The following is a 13,727-nucleotide window of genomic DNA, read 5'->3' on the forward strand; positions in this document are numbered from 1 at the left end:
CTCTTTCGAATCGACGATCGCACCGCAAAATACGCGGCTCAATCTCTCTAGTCTACGCCGAGCGACAAATGCATTCTGCGAACTAACGCTCGATTAGCGGTAGTCGTTGTCGAGCACGATTGCCGTGGCAGGGTCGGCCTCGACGTAGCGCACCTCTGCTGTGGCATTTGCGGCGAGCGCAGCCTCTTTGTCGAAGGATTCTTCGTCGTAGCTTTGGTCGCCAAGAGCGATGTACGTCTCGCTGTCGACCTCGTAGCTGAACTCGAGGCGCACAAGTTGAACCGTGTGGCGGCCGGAGCGGCTCGACTCGACGACGGTGTTACCGGTGGGCACAGCTTGCGTGACGAGACCGTTTTCGATGATCTCTGCCCGACCGTCATGCTTTTGCGTCGTCAGCACACCGATAATCGCGATGATTGCCAGCGGGATGACAAAGAACTTGACCAGGTTCCAGATGGGCCTGCGTTTGCTCGACTGAGGCGTTGGTTTGTTCGGCTGAGGCGCTGACGAAGTGTCGCTCATGAACTGGTCTCTCTGTCGCTGCTCGGCGCACAATCTGGGCGCGTGGCGGGCGTTTCCGACCGCTCAAGCATGTGCCAATTCATAAGGTAGCAATGAATAGGTACCGATCAGCGACGCTGAGGGACTCTTCCAGAGTCTCAGGCCGTCGTGGAGACCCGAGCGACCGAGATCACGAACTCGCCGAGCCTGAGCTGGGCGGCAGCACCGACGGGTTCGGCCTTACTCGGCTCGACCACGACTTCTTCAGACTGCGGATGCCGCAGGTGCACGCCGTTCGTTGAGTGCAGGTCGTGCACGATCAGCTCGCCAGCAGGCGTGAGATGTAGTGCGGCGTGAGTCTTGGACACCGACTTGCTCGGGTCAATGACGGGCAGCAGGGTCGCATCCGGCCACTGCGGGTTGATAGCAGGATCTCGGCCGATGAGCGTGCTGCGATCGAGCGCGACGTGAGTGCCGTCGGGCAGCGTGAGAGACCAGATCAGCACTCCACGAGGGGCGGCAGCAAAGCTGGTTTCTTCGCATATCGCGTCGCTTATCGCGTCGCCTATCGTGGGCTGGTAGACAGCCGCACTTGGATTCTCCGTTGCCGGTGGAGGCATCTGAAGAGCACGGTGAGCAGCAGCAGGAGGCAATCCTTGCGCACTGACAGGGAAGAACGCCGGTGCATCGTCGGTGTTGGCGGGCCTGGAGACCGGCGGCTGTGGCATCCGAAAAGTTCCTGAATCTATAAGCCCTGGCGGCAACTCAATGACATCGTCGTCGTCCTCGACTTCACGCTGAATAGGCTTTTCAGGCTCACGCTCGGGGACCATGCCGGGAGGAGGAACGATGAAGTCGCTCTCGTCTCCAGCATCCATCCGCGCGAATCTCCTCGTCATAGGCTCAGAAACGCAATGTTAACTCATTCGGCCGACGGGCGGGGGCCTCCCCCAGTTTCGAGAGGTGCTTGAGGTTTACTCCGGGTACGAGAAACAGCGCCTTCGCCTTCTCAGCAACGTTGACTGCCTTCAGCGCCGCCGGTGCTGACTAGGTACTTGAGTCCTGATCTTCCCAGCGCAAGGCACGAACGATGGAGTCGAAGAAGTCGAGCATGACCTGTTCGAGGTCGACGAATACGGTTGAGAAGACGATGAGAATAACGCGCTTCGTCTCAGGAATCGTCAGCCAGTACTGCGCCACGAGCGTCGGCAGCGCGTCTCCAGCGTCATCTTCGTCTGCGGCGGCGACCTGCCGAATGTGGTGCGTACGGAGCACCTCTGAGTCTGTCGTAGCGAAACGCGCCACGGTCTCGGGGTGCAGGTCAGGCATTGCGGCAAGCCCAGCCTCAAGAACGCGCATCACTTCGGCAGGTGCAGTTCCGACGGCGGGTGTCATTCCGAGCGGCGGAAGGTACAGAGTGAACGATGCCGAGAACGGCACGCCTTCGATCACATCGAGTGCAATTGTCATCGACTGGCCGTCGCCCTCAATCGCGGCCGCGAGTCCATCGAAGAGCTGACGCCGCATGCTGTCTCTCAACAGCGAGTGTTCGTCTGCTCGCCCTACTCGCGCGTCGATGAGCCGTCGGATGGATGCCCGTGCCGACACTTCATCGTGTAGCGGCACCTGCCACCACTCCCCTGGCAAGGCGAACTTCAGCTCGGGTAAGGACTTCTGAGCCAGCTGAAGGTCAATCATCGTTCGGCTCGCTCCATTCGCCGTAACGGGCCTCGAGCGTGGACGCGGGAACGGTCAGGCTTGTGAAGGTGTCTTTGGCGCCGAGCAAGCCGAGTTCGTCGATCACTGGGCCTAAGTCGTAGCCATCCTCCGTTAACGTTGACGCATCCGGCGGCATCGGACCCTCCGCAACGGACAACGCGATATGGGCTGGGCTGAAAGATAACGATCGCCACACCGCCTTGAGCGCTTCATCCACCACTAGAGGCAACTCGTCTTCAGGCAACTCTGAAACGTAAATTTTGACCGAGTAGACCTGCCGAGGACCGTCGTAGTAGGACCCACCGAGCACACCCGTTATTGTCGGGACCGCCTCCATCAGCGCGGCGCGAACATCATCGTCTTGCTCCTCTTCCGATGGCCCTGTGTAAATCAACCCACAGGCCGTAAGCAGCACTACCGTCAGAACGGTGACGAGAGCGGCACCGCTCAGGCGCATCCGTCTCGCGACACCATCTGTCTGCTGATGAACCGTCATCACTCCGACCCCTCGTAGATAAAAACGCGCTCGTATTCGGAGAAGAACATTGCCTGTTCTTGTTTCTGAGCCACCACCCGCGGGTCGCTGCTGCTGTCGACCATCGCATCGGCCGACCCCGTGTAAGCAGAGGAGCTATGCGCAAATAAGGGTTTTCCGGTGGCGGGGTCGATGGGAGCATCCGTGTTTACGGTCACCCAGTGTGGTCGCTGGGTGCCTCCCGACCAAGGCGAGTCCAAAGTTGGAACAAAGTCGCCCTCGTGCTGCACGGATATAACGGACACACTCTCGGGAATGTCCATCAGGTCGATCGGAGAACCTGACGTGAAAACGGCTTGAATGTTGAAGGGGCTCAGTGGGTCTGCTGCCATTTTTCCTGCCAGAATGCCGCCCTGGCTCCATCCGCTCATCATTACCGGATCGCCCGGAAGTACACCCGCGTCCATCATCGCCTGGGTTACGGCACGCTCGTAGGCCGCTTGCTGGGTCGGAGCGAGCATCAATGAGAGATTGGAATCGAGATCATTCATCGCGCCCTGATCACCTTGAGGCTTCCATGCCCCCTCAAAAGCGCCATTAACTTCTTGCCAGTCCTGGGTGCTCGGCAGCAGAACGCGCCACCCGAGACGGTTTCCGTGCTCGTCGAGGATCTCGACGATTTCGACGACGGTTGAGTCAGCCATGCCTTCGCCGTCCAGCTTCGCGTTGCGCGTCATGAGATCTTCGTAGTCGCGCGCCGGCTTCTGCTCCTGCGGTGGGCGCCGCACCATCTCGGGCGTGGGACGACGCTCTTCGTTTGAGAGGCGGATCGCTAGCAGGGCCGAGAGTCCGACTGCGTGCGCGAGCACAACCCCTGGCATCAACACCTGCAACAGCGCCTTTTCGGGCGGAAGATTGGCCAAAATTTCCCAGAACAAAGCGACGACAGTGTTCACCCAGATCGTGAGCTCCACCACTGCCATTACGAGCGCTTGGAGCGGTTCTAGCACCCCTGACAGAACATCGGTCAGCCACTGACCGAGGATGCTCTTGCCACCAGGGAGCGATTCGACCCACGACGAGACATGATCGCGCAGCGTGTCATTCATTGCTTCAAGCGCAGGCTCGATCGCCGCGATTGCGAGCCGGGCGGCTTCGTCACGATAGTTGGCGGCACGTTCGTAGGCTGCGCGAGCATCCGCCACACCAGCATCGAGTTCATCGACATGGTTCTGAGCCTGACGGAGCTGCGATGAGACCTGTGCGTACTCTGTTCCGGTTTGCGGCCCGTAGAGTCGATTGGAAAGATCTGAACGAAGATTCTCGTAATACGGCAATTCAGCCGCGGCCGCGTCAGCGAACTCGATGGCATTGCTAGCGGCGTCTTGCGCCTCACGCAGGCTCACCGCATATACAGAGAGCGCCTGCGCTGTCGCACCATAACGAGGCTGAGCTCTGGCTAGCCGCGCTGCCGCGCTCGACGAACGTTCGGACAAAGCCGTAACCGCCTCGCCCGCGCCAGCAACATCCGAAGCGAAATTGTTGAGCCTCAGGGTGGTGTCTGTGATTGCATCGGCAATGGTCAGGTACCGCTTGCCATACGAGGCGAGAGCCGTTGGGTCACCCGGGAGGGCGAGAAGATCAGACATCACACCCCTCCATTGCGTGAGGAATTCATGAGGGGAGGTGCGGGGGTCGGTATGGGCGTGGGCAGGGGCTCTGAACGATAGGCACGCAGCGCCGCCGGCGACCGATACGACTCGACGGTCTCGGCCAACGACTGGTCAAGCTCCCTCATCGTGTCGTGCACGCTCTGGACAGCCCCTGCGATCTGGCTGAGCTCCGTGATGAGCTCTGCTCGGCGAAGGTTCCATTGCGAACCGAAATCTTTTACTGTGCCGGCCAAACCATCATGGCCACACAGTTCAGCTACAGCCTCACTGAACGCTTCTGCCAGCCCGAATTCCGTCTGCACCGTGGCCATTGTCGACTGCAGTTCAGTCAACTTGGCAAAGTCGATCTCAAGATCCGCCATGGCATTCCTTTCCTTTGCAGGTCCTTGAGCTAGCTGCTGCTCACGCGCGCACGCATGCGTACATGCATGCATGCATGCATGCATGCACTCGAACGTCACAGCAGGAGGCGATAAGAGGGCCGCAACGGAACAACCGTTGCGGCCTCACATCTCAGAGTGCCTCGAGGGGGACTATCCGCGAATCGCGTTACCCAGCTCGGTGTCAACCTGCGAAAGCTGGTCAGCGGCGGTGGTGAGGAACGTGCTCATGCCGTCCAAACCAGTGACAGCCTGAGTGGTTCCCTGCGTGAAGGTTTCGTAGGAAACCTGAAACGCGCCCGACGCCGAGTCAGTGACAAAGCCGCTCTCTACGAGACCGTTAACGAGCGTCTGAAGCTCAGTCAGCTTCGTGATGAGCTCGTCTTTGCCGGAGATCAGACGACCCGCGGCATCCGTCATTTCTGAATAAGTTACGTTCATGTTCGCCATAGCTACTCCTCAGTTCACGTGTGTGGTGGGCCGGTCGACCTCAACCCCATTTAGACAGTAACGACTGCCTACGAAATTGCACATGGGTAGGTCTCCCCACGTGTGACTATTCTTCAGAAACAGTAGCAGCGAGCTCAGAGAAATGCTCGCGAAAGCGTTCGAATCCAACCAGATCCGTTGTCGCGTTTCTCAACACGAAGAACCCGCCCTCGACTTCGAAGGCGTACGTGGCCCGCAACGTGACGATGTGAGAAGCTTCCTCGTCGAACGGTGCGTGACGCACGCAGAGCACACCCCGCAGTCCCGAGGTCGTCACAATCTCGGTGAGTGTGGGCTCGCGAATGACATCGGGGTCGCGGCTTCCCGCTATCTCTTCAACAGGAGCGTCGCCCACTGCGGATCGCGGGATCATCTCCCCCTCCACATAGTGCACAGGCCCGTTGAAGGACTCCAGAAAGATGTAGCTGGCTTGCACTCCGCGCGCGGCAGTGTCGGTGGCGATCAGCGAAAGTGCGCCGACCAATGCCTCCGATTCGTCGCCAGAGAGTTTTGCACGCGCGATCTCGACAACCTCGTCGACCAAAGCCTGCGCCCACACCCGAGGCGTGCTGTATTCCTCAAGCGGCCCGCAGGGAGGAACGCCGATCCAATCGTCGGGGTATCGGACAAAAACGCTCATTCGGCGGACTCCTTCGATGAGAACGAGACACTCGACATCAGAGCGTCACAGAGAAATTCAAGAGCTTCGACGATCTCGGCGGAGTCGGAAGTCCCAGGAACAAAGAGACTGGCAGTGAAGGTTATCCACGGCTGTCCTGGAGAGGTGGGGCTGACGACGTAGTTAACTAACCGGGTTGCGGGAGCAGTGAGTTCGCCCGCCTCGTCGTAGTGCGCGAGGCGATCTGCGACCACGCGCACAGCCAAGACTCCGCCCACAGTGACAGCACGCGACCCCGCTGAAGCCGCCGACAGCGACAGAAGCGTGTCGTGCATCGTCGCGCCGGCAGCCGGCTGTTTTGGCAGCGGAGCAACCGCCACAGACGCAGGGATATGGATGCCCGCAGTCTCGCTAATCGGCAACCACACTTCCCACACGCCCGAGTCTTGAGACTTCGCCACAAGATTCTGCAGCATCGACCTCAGTCGTGCCCGTGCGAGATCACGTTTATCGGGTGTGACGGTCTGCATGACCTGAGTCACGATGCTCTTCACCTCGTCAGAGGCGCGCGCATCCATGTGCAGCACGACCCAACCCGGAGGAAGAAGCACTGCGATCCCCGGCGCCGCCAATCGAGGCAGCGCGTTCGTGGTGGTTCCATCGTTGGCGGGGGGCGTGAGGTCTGTCATCGCGAAACGTTCCATTCTGGAGTGCCACCTAATCTGTGAATTCGGATGCTTATTGTCGCGATCACCGCAATGGTTCCTGCGGCCAGCGCCACCCACAGGTACTCGAGTGCGTAAACATCGTTATCGCGCCAGACGACGCTTAGTGAGCATTACACCGAGATTACCGTCATTGCCATAGCGTGCCTACGAACCCACAATGGTGAGCTAAAACGATGGATGAGCGATACGCCACCGCGACCGGGAGCTGCCCCAGCGCCATCGCTCGCGCACCCGGTTTTTTCAGCCGTCATTGGGGCCATCTTTCTTTCGAGGATGTAATTCGCGTTGTTTGGCGCGCCACTCGGGGCTAAAAGCTGCTGCAGGGGAACTTACGGTGAGAAAGAAAGACTCCTTTATATGCCAAGGAACTGTGCCGACCAGTTTGCGATGCCGATAGTTTGCGACGACAGCTACCGTCGCCGCGGCAAGGGCCGCCCACAAATACTCCGGCGCATAGACATCGTTCCCGCGCTGATGGACCCCTAGGGACAACGCGGCACAGATAAAGGCAGCCACGACGGCATGCCCACCGATCCACAGCGGACTTGTGTCAACACGGACCGTAAGCCCACGTCGCGGCTGCGCGTCCGGCATCCACCACCGAGACGGGTGCCAACACACCGCCAACGCCGCCGCAATGACAACGATCCATGCGAACGCAATCCACACCGGCAGCACGTTTTCAGGGATGGCCGAGACGACGCAGAGCCGGTCGTCCGAGCACTGCGAGATTCGATCCTTCGACCAAGCCGCAAGGGCAACAACTCCAGCACCCAAGGGGACGAGCGCAAGAGTCAACATAAAAACAAACGACGAAATGAACAGTGCCCAGCCCGCAACATGCCCGATGCGCTGTCCCTGCTCGCTGCGCTGACCCTCCAGACTCTTCTGAATACAAGCCGACGATCCTTGAGACCCCGGCATTCGTGCGCTCACCACCACAACCAGCACGAGGGACAGAACCCAGAATCCTCCGAGCCACAACGGCCAGGCCTGGGACAGACTCACTCCCAAGACGCACGCTACTTCGCCTGCGCATTCGGCAAAACCCTCAGTAGGCCAGACCGAGGAGCTGCGGACCACCCCAGCCAGCGAAGCAAGCACTCCCATTGCGGTTGCGGCCCCCGCAACGGCAAGAAATATATTGAGCCCGCGAAGGGAGCCGAGGCCACGAGCCTTCTGGCCGTTCTTCGGCGGAGCTAGCGTCTTACTACCGGCCATCGTGGCCACACCTAATCCCGGGGTGCAGCCCGCGCTGCTTCGCGCTCCGAACAAGAGACGACTCCGTCACGCTCGACAACTGAGCACGGGAGCTTGGCATGCCGTCGGGTCGCACGCCGCTGACGCCTGCTAACGCTAACCGTGTCGTCGAACCCATCACCATTCCCCCGGCCCCTTCACACCATGGATGCGAATGTTAACCATCGTTATAGCCACAATCGTGCCGGCGGCTAATACCACCCACACGTACTCCAATGAGTAGACATCGTCGAGGTCCGTGTCTAGCCCCGAGATGGAGGGCAGGGCAACAAGTCCCATGATTATCGCGTAAGTTCGAATCCAAAACGGTGATGTATACGGCCGCACTTTGGCACGTCGAGCTTCGCTAGTCGGAGGTGACCACCATCGCGCAGGCTTCCAGCAAATCACCATCGCGGCAACGACAATCGCAACCCACAAGAACGCCACCCAGACAGGGAGCGCGTTTTTGTCCAAGATCGAGATCACGCAAAGCGGGTCTTCCTCGCAGTTGTCGATACGCGCCTGCGGCCACGAGAACAACGCCACAAGAGCCATGATCGGCGGCACGAAGAACAGCGCGAACATGAAAGTGAGGGTTGACGCGACAAGCGTCCAACCGACTGCAAAAGCAATCTTCTGATCGCGGCTACCTTTCGGCGCAACCTTTCTTTTGTGCACCACTTTTAGCCCATCTGCGGGCATCGGCAAATGCCTACTCACGAGCCCGATCACGATGATGGCGATGAGCCACAACGCACTACCCCAGACCAAGACACCGTCAGTTGCAACTGCCGACACCGCGCAGCCCAAGTCACTTCCGCAACCTTGAAGCTGCTCGGATGGCCATAGGGAGGCGAGCGCAAGACCCCGCAAGGTAGACCACATGGTCGCACTACTTCCAGCGATAAGAATTACCGCCGCGACAGCGTAGAACGTCCTGCGGCTCGTGCGAATATTTCGATCCAGATTTGATCGCCGGGTAGTCAAGAGTGACGTACCCGCAGGGAACCAATGGGAATTTTCACGCTGCGCATTGCGGGACTCATCGTGGTCCTTCCGCGGACGGGGCGGGTCATGGGGTTTCCCTAGAGGGCCACTCCGCGGGCCCCTGAAGCCCGCGCAAACCAATGTTGAGCGTGCTTAACGCAATTATCGTCGCGCCCAATACAACGACCCACAAATACTCGAGAGCGGTCACGCTGTTATCGCGCCACACAATTCCAAGACTGCACCGTGCAGCTACGAGAACCAATGCGATGGCGTGGTACCGGATCCAGAACGGTGATGTGTAAGGGAACACCCGAGGTCGCTTTTTACCTCGACCCGGCGCAACCCACCACCGCGCCGGCTTCCAGCAAATTAAGAGCGACACCAAGATTACCGTCGCCCATGCAAACGCTACCCACACGGGCAATGCGTTGGAGGGCAGCAGGGAGATCGCGCACAACTCATCGGCAGTACAGCGACTGATGTCTGCTTGCGACCACGTTGCTGCCGCCACCAGCCCGGCGGCAGCAGGAACCACGAGAAGAAGGGTAGAGAATCCGATGGTGGAAACCATGAGCGTTCGTCCTACAGCAAGCGCTATGCGTTGATCCTTGGGTGTCTTCACGGGTGCGTTGAGCTGCGCCACAGTTTTCTTGGCGCCAGAAGATGCTCCTTTTTTCATCCCCACGACAAGCAATGCGACGACGCCGAGCAGCCATAAGGCTGCGGTCCAGATCGGTATCGCGTTGGTGCCCACCGTCGCCGCGATGCAGACGAAGCTTCTATCACAAGCATCAATCAGCGCTGCAGGCCATATCCCTAGACTTACGAATTCGTTGGCAATCCCCCAGACGAAGAGGCTGCCAATGAATACGCCACAGAACGCCAGAAACATCTTCACACGCACGCTAAATCTGCGTTGCTGCGCTAAATGCGAGGGGAGCTTCTTCTTCCCTACCAATTGTCGCCCCACCGCCAGCCCGAGGGCTCGGTTATCACTCGATCATGCGGAACGGATGGCGCCCCAATCGTGTCATGCGGCCAGATCGACGGGAAACCGCGACGAAACACCGCCGATTTGCTGGATGCTGAGGAAACGCCGGCGAGCACCGATGGCTGGGAGACAAGCGCGATGGCTATTGCGCATCTGAGGTTCCCGCGCCCAGTTCCTTTATTCGTCATCTGAGTCTTCTTTCGACCGTGGGTGCAGTTTTCGTTGTTTAGCGCGCCACTGAGGGCTAAATAGTGCAGCGGGAGAGCTAGCCGTCAAGAGAAAAGATTCCTTTATATCTCCAGGAACCGAGCCAACAAGCCTGCGATGACGGTTATGAGCGACCGCGGCTAACGTCGCCGCTGCGAGGGCTGCCCACAAATATTCTGGAGCATCACCATTGTCGACACGCGGGTCGAGGCCGGATGACAATAAGAAGCAGATGAATGCAGCGACGGCTGCATGCCCCCCAATCCAGATCGGACTGGTGTAGACGCGAACTTGAACTTTGCGGCGCGCTTGAGCGTTGGGCAGCCACCATCGCGACGGATGCCAGCACACGGCCATCACTACGGCGATGGCAATGATCCACCCAAACGCGACCCAAACGGGCAGGACAGCATCCGGGAGGGTCGATACAACGCACGTCAGTCGATCGAGGCACTCAGCGATTCGGGTCTGCGGCCACGTTGTCCAGGCGGCAATCACAGCCCCCACCGGCACGAGCATAAGAATGAAGAGGGAACCCAGCGAGGAGGCCATAAGTGCCCATCCCGCAACGTGCCCTACACGCTGTCCTTTCTTGGTGTGTTGCTTAGCTAGGCTCTTCTGCACTCTTGCTGCTGATTCTTTGGGTTTCGGTATCCGCGAATTTACGATGAAAGCTACGACTACGGCGATAGCCCAAAGACCGCCAACCCACAACAGGACACCGGCGGAGAAACTCACACCCACCAGGCAAATCCCATCGCCTGCACAGTTAGCAAAATCTTCGGCTGGCCATGCCGAAGAATGCCGAATCACACTCCACAAGCCAGCGATCAGCCTCGCACCGATCGCTATCCAAGCGATTATGAGGACCACCCAAATCGCTCGGAGCGCGCCAATGCCTAACGGAAGATCGCTGCTCTTCGCAGTGTTTGACATTCCCTTGGCGCTCGTCATCGCGAGGTCGCGGCGCTGTTCTGCAATTCGTCAAAGCCCTTCAACAAGAGGTCCAACAGTTCTGCGTAGGTAAACCCGGCCGAAACAACGCCCAACGTTCGCAGTCCACCTATTACGTCAGCGGCGATCGCGCTCGAGAGCAGCTGAATACTAGCCACCAACTGAATCGGAGCCTCTCTGGTGTCGTTGCCACCGAGACGCCTCAACCGCTCCCGCCGCGAGACGTCCTTTGCTCTGCTCGCCCCGGCTACCGCGACAGAGGCCTCCTCAGCCTTCACCTCAGGATCCACTCACTGGGACCATGAACTCGATGAATGCGCTTACTCAGCGTGGCGACAGCAAAAAGTGTGAAAGCGGCGAGAATCACCCAGATATATTCGAGGGCCAAAATTGGCTGCCCTCGATCGAAAACTCCGAGTAGGCAGATCCAGGAGACCACTGCCACGGTGTTCGCGTGTCTGGCGATCCAAAACGGAGAAGTATAGAACTGTCCCCGAGCGCGAGACTCACCGGCAGAACTAGGTGCCCACCAACGGACTGGTTTCCAACAAATCACCGTCGCTGCGATCACGATAGCGAGCCAGCCGAAGGCGAACCAGACAGGCAATGCGTTGTGCGGGAGGATCGACACTACACATGCAGCAGCTTCCTCGCACCGCTCGATTTCGCGCTCTGGCCACGTCGCCCTCGCGATAATCCTGCCGGTTGCAGATCCGGCCAGTAATACAACTGTAAAACCGACAGCGGAAAAAACGAGCATGCGCCCGGCTCTCAGCGCAATGCGTTGCCCCCTCGCAGTTCTCGCCTCCGCACTGACCCGCTCGACAGTCCTCATCTCGTCCTTCGGAGGAGGAAAAACGACGTTCAAGAGCAGCACAGCTGCGATGGCCAGCCCCCACAACCCCCCGATCAATACCAGTGCTCCATCAGTCAGCACCAGAGACGCAGTACACCCGAGGTCACCCTCACAACCAGCAATACCCGTGACCGGCCAATACCCTTCCCTCACTAAGGACTGCGCAAGGGCCGCTGTTGCAAACGGCAGCGCGATCGCCCCTGCGACGCCAAGCAAGATGAATCCCAGATGCTCACGCAGGAGGCGTCTGAGCGTATTTAGCTGAGGGCGTTTGACTCTCACCAGTCGCCGCCAAGGCGCCAATTCGAAGTTGGCGCATCGGTGGCGAGGAGACCAGCTACACCAAACAAAGAGACAGAGGCATCCGCGTAGTTTCTAATTTGCGCGGCGGCCGCATAAGCCTGTATGCCGTACCTTGCTGCGGTGGCAGTATTGCCGGAGAGCATAAGTACGTTCGCGATTGCCTCTTGCTGGGCCTGCACCCGATACAGTCCTAGATCGGCGATCTTTTGCGCTACGGGGTTAATACCGCTTAGCGCTGCCCTTCTCGCCACCTCAACATGCTGCAGAGGTGCGCTGTCGAGCAGCCCCCGCACCCCCTTGCTCACGTTGCTCATTTTGAAAGCAAGCGCGACTTTGGAACTTTGAAGCTTAAGCACTCGCGCCCCAACGACCCCGAGCCCAGTGAAAGTGAGCGCCGCAAGCGCAATGCTAATTATCGCCTCGGCGGGACTCATCGTGCCAGCGAGACCTTGCACCGCTGCATTAGCCAATTGAATAAGAGTCGCCACTAGCAACACCGAAGCGACGATGGCGTTCAGGCCTGGAATGAGAAGTGACACCACTAACGCAACGGCCGCAATTATCCCGATGATTTCAACGACAAAATCGATTGTGTCCTTATTCTCTTCAATGAACTGAACGGTGTTGTCCCAAAACGAGTCGTTCAGGCCGCTGCTCTCCTCAACGTCGTGGATGGAGGATGATGCAGTAGCGGCAGCAGAATCTCGGTGCTCGATTGCGCTTTGAAGTCTCGCGATCGCGTTCTCGAGCGCACCATCGTGCGATTGAAGCTCCGCATACACTTCGGCACGGCGCTCTTCGTAGTACGACTCCAGCTCCGGAGACAAATCGGGCTCACGAAGCCGAGCTTCATAGAATTCAGCGTCCTCCACGGATGCGTTTGTCGCCGATCGCGCGACTATGGCAGCATCCAGAGCATCGACCGACCAGGTTTGGGCCTCGCTCAGCGGTACCGCATAAATGCTCAGCGCCGCCGCGACTCCCTCGTACCGCGTCTGAGCCTTATCGAGCCGCGCCGCAACCTCCTCGGCCTGCTCCATGATGGCAGCGACCGCCTCGCTAACGCACTCGTCGGCTCCCGCAATGCCGCGAAGGTTGGTTGCCGCATCCTCTAAAGTGGCAGCGATCGTCGCGTAATCCGAGGCCGCCGAACTCACCACCGTTGGATCGCCCGGAACCGGGTCGTGATCGAAACCGACAGGTGCCCAATCAGACGGCCGCATCACACCATCCCCCGGTTCACCCGAGCCGCACCGCTACTCGCGGAACTAGGTTGCGGATCAGTAAGGGCCTTGCCCAATTCACAGTCAGCCGACTCAAAGCCATCTGCTACCTCAGTCATGTTGTCCCGAATCGTGTCGAGCTGCTCGACTAGCTCACTGCGGCGGAAGTCCCAGTTGTTCACAAAGCCACGCACCTTATTGGCAAGACCGGCGTGCCCGACCGCCGCAGCAACGTCATCGATGTCTTGACTTGATCGTGTGAAAGTCGCGCTGACGCGCTCAATCTGAATCGCCGTCGCCCGAAGCAGATCGGTGTCGACAATGAGCTGGTCGGCTGCCATGATGAGGTCCCTTCATAAGCGCTAACTGTGACAATA

At 59.1% G+C, this 13,727-nt stretch carries 15 protein-coding genes; all 15 read right to left on the reverse strand.

Features of this window, described 5'->3' with window-relative positions:
* Window positions 1–93: 93 nt before the first annotated feature.
* The 15 genes from I6E52_RS03930 to I6E52_RS04000 all read right to left on the reverse strand — a co-directional run bounded on the left by I6E52_RS03930 (window position 94) and on the right by I6E52_RS04000 (window position 13,691).
* Window positions 94–522: a DUF3592 domain-containing protein gene (locus I6E52_RS03930; protein WP_197155019.1), complete on the reverse strand. Its 429-nt coding sequence runs from the start codon at window positions 520–522 to the stop codon at window positions 94–96.
* A 137-nt stretch (window positions 523–659) separates the two neighbouring features.
* On the reverse strand, window positions 660–1,400 hold the full coding sequence (locus tag I6E52_RS03935) for an FHA domain-containing protein (RefSeq protein ID WP_197155020.1): 741 nt from the start codon (window positions 1,398–1,400) through the stop codon (window positions 660–662).
* 148 nt (window positions 1,401–1,548) lie between these two features.
* Entirely contained in the window at window positions 1,549–2,199 is a 651-nt protein-coding gene (locus I6E52_RS03940; protein WP_197155022.1) for a hypothetical protein, read from the reverse strand.
* Window positions 2,192–2,716 (reverse strand): hypothetical protein, encoded by a 525-nt coding sequence (locus I6E52_RS03945; protein WP_197155024.1) that lies wholly within the window; start codon window positions 2,714–2,716, stop codon window positions 2,192–2,194. The genes I6E52_RS03940 and I6E52_RS03945 overlap by 8 nt, the downstream gene beginning before the upstream one ends.
* The gene (locus tag I6E52_RS03950) at window positions 2,716–4,344 is read right to left on the reverse strand and encodes a hypothetical protein (RefSeq protein WP_197155026.1); all 1,629 of its coding nucleotides are present in this window, start codon (window positions 4,342–4,344) and stop codon (window positions 2,716–2,718) included. The genes I6E52_RS03945 and I6E52_RS03950 overlap by 1 nt, the downstream gene beginning before the upstream one ends.
* Complete coding sequence (locus I6E52_RS03955; protein WP_197155028.1) at window positions 4,344–4,730, reverse strand: hypothetical protein; 387 nt, start codon at window positions 4,728–4,730, stop codon at window positions 4,344–4,346. The genes I6E52_RS03950 and I6E52_RS03955 overlap by 1 nt, the downstream gene beginning before the upstream one ends.
* Before the next feature lie 171 nt (window positions 4,731–4,901).
* The gene (locus I6E52_RS03960; RefSeq protein ID WP_129071847.1) at window positions 4,902–5,198 is read right to left on the reverse strand and encodes a WXG100 family type VII secretion target; all 297 of its coding nucleotides are present in this window, start codon (window positions 5,196–5,198) and stop codon (window positions 4,902–4,904) included.
* A gap of 106 nt (window positions 5,199–5,304) precedes the next feature.
* Window positions 5,305–5,877: a hypothetical protein gene (locus I6E52_RS03965; protein WP_197155030.1), complete on the reverse strand. Its 573-nt coding sequence runs from the start codon at window positions 5,875–5,877 to the stop codon at window positions 5,305–5,307.
* On the reverse strand, window positions 5,874–6,545 hold the full coding sequence (locus I6E52_RS03970) for a hypothetical protein (RefSeq protein WP_197155032.1): 672 nt from the start codon (window positions 6,543–6,545) through the stop codon (window positions 5,874–5,876). Before I6E52_RS03970 ends, I6E52_RS03965 begins: the two co-directional genes overlap by 4 nt.
* A 279-nt stretch (window positions 6,546–6,824) precedes the next feature.
* Window positions 6,825–7,805, reverse strand: a complete 981-nt coding sequence (locus tag I6E52_RS03975) for a hypothetical protein (RefSeq protein ID WP_197155034.1) — start codon at window positions 7,803–7,805, stop codon at window positions 6,825–6,827.
* A 156-nt stretch (window positions 7,806–7,961) separates the two neighbouring features.
* Window positions 7,962–8,624 carry a hypothetical protein gene (locus I6E52_RS03980; RefSeq protein ID WP_197155036.1) on the reverse strand — a complete coding sequence of 221 codons (663 nt, stop codon included), beginning with the start codon at window positions 8,622–8,624 and terminating at the stop codon, window positions 7,962–7,964.
* Between the two features lie 274 nt (window positions 8,625–8,898).
* Window positions 8,899–9,714 (reverse strand): hypothetical protein, encoded by an 816-nt coding sequence (locus tag I6E52_RS03985; protein ID WP_197155038.1) that lies wholly within the window; start codon window positions 9,712–9,714, stop codon window positions 8,899–8,901.
* A 270-nt stretch (window positions 9,715–9,984) separates the two neighbouring features.
* The gene (locus I6E52_RS03990) at window positions 9,985–10,566 is read right to left on the reverse strand and encodes a hypothetical protein (RefSeq protein ID WP_197155040.1); all 582 of its coding nucleotides are present in this window, start codon (window positions 10,564–10,566) and stop codon (window positions 9,985–9,987) included.
* Between the two features lie 1,536 nt (window positions 10,567–12,102).
* Window positions 12,103–13,350: a hypothetical protein gene (locus I6E52_RS03995; protein WP_197155041.1), complete on the reverse strand. Its 1,248-nt coding sequence runs from the start codon at window positions 13,348–13,350 to the stop codon at window positions 12,103–12,105.
* Entirely contained in the window at window positions 13,350–13,691 is a 342-nt protein-coding gene (locus I6E52_RS04000; RefSeq protein ID WP_197155042.1) for a hypothetical protein, read from the reverse strand. Before I6E52_RS04000 ends, I6E52_RS03995 begins: the two co-directional genes overlap by 1 nt.
* Window positions 13,692–13,727: the final 36 nt, after the last annotated feature.

It is taken from the genome of Salinibacterium sp. NG253, from assembly GCF_015864945.1.
GTDB lineage: Bacteria > Actinomycetota > Actinomycetes > Actinomycetales > Microbacteriaceae > Rhodoglobus.

What these genes read in the sequence shown, in the direction of transcription:
- I6E52_RS03995 (WP_197155041.1), bottom strand. Translation starts at nt 13,350, where the DNA reads ATGCGGCCGTCTGATTGGGCACCTGTCGGTTTCGATCACGACCCGGTT.
- I6E52_RS04000 (WP_197155042.1), bottom strand. Translation starts at nt 13,691, where the DNA reads ATGGCAGCCGACCAGCTCATTGTCGACACCGATCTGCTTCGGGCGACG.
- I6E52_RS03965 (WP_197155030.1), bottom strand. Translation starts at nt 5,877, where the DNA reads ATGAGCGTTTTTGTCCGATACCCCGACGATTGGATCGGCGTTCCTCCC.
- I6E52_RS03960 (WP_129071847.1), bottom strand. Translation starts at nt 5,198, where the DNA reads ATGGCGAACATGAACGTAACTTATTCAGAAATGACGGATGCCGCGGGT.
- I6E52_RS03935 (WP_197155020.1), bottom strand. Translation starts at nt 1,400, where the DNA reads ATGACGAGGAGATTCGCGCGGATGGATGCTGGAGACGAGAGCGACTTC.
- I6E52_RS03950 (WP_197155026.1), bottom strand. Translation starts at nt 4,344, where the DNA reads ATGTCTGATCTTCTCGCCCTCCCGGGTGACCCAACGGCTCTCGCCTCG.
- I6E52_RS03940 (WP_197155022.1), bottom strand. Translation starts at nt 2,199, where the DNA reads ATGATTGACCTTCAGCTGGCTCAGAAGTCCTTACCCGAGCTGAAGTTC.
- I6E52_RS03975 (WP_197155034.1), bottom strand. Translation starts at nt 7,805, where the DNA reads ATGGCCGGTAGTAAGACGCTAGCTCCGCCGAAGAACGGCCAGAAGGCT.
- I6E52_RS03945 (WP_197155024.1), bottom strand. Translation starts at nt 2,716, where the DNA reads ATGACGGTTCATCAGCAGACAGATGGTGTCGCGAGACGGATGCGCCTG.
- I6E52_RS03930 (WP_197155019.1), bottom strand. Translation starts at nt 522, where the DNA reads ATGAGCGACACTTCGTCAGCGCCTCAGCCGAACAAACCAACGCCTCAG.
- I6E52_RS03990 (WP_197155040.1), bottom strand. Translation starts at nt 10,566, where the DNA reads ATGGCCTCCTCGCTGGGTTCCCTCTTCATTCTTATGCTCGTGCCGGTG.
- I6E52_RS03955 (WP_197155028.1), bottom strand. Translation starts at nt 4,730, where the DNA reads ATGGCGGATCTTGAGATCGACTTTGCCAAGTTGACTGAACTGCAGTCG.
- I6E52_RS03970 (WP_197155032.1), bottom strand. Translation starts at nt 6,545, where the DNA reads ATGACAGACCTCACGCCCCCCGCCAACGATGGAACCACCACGAACGCG.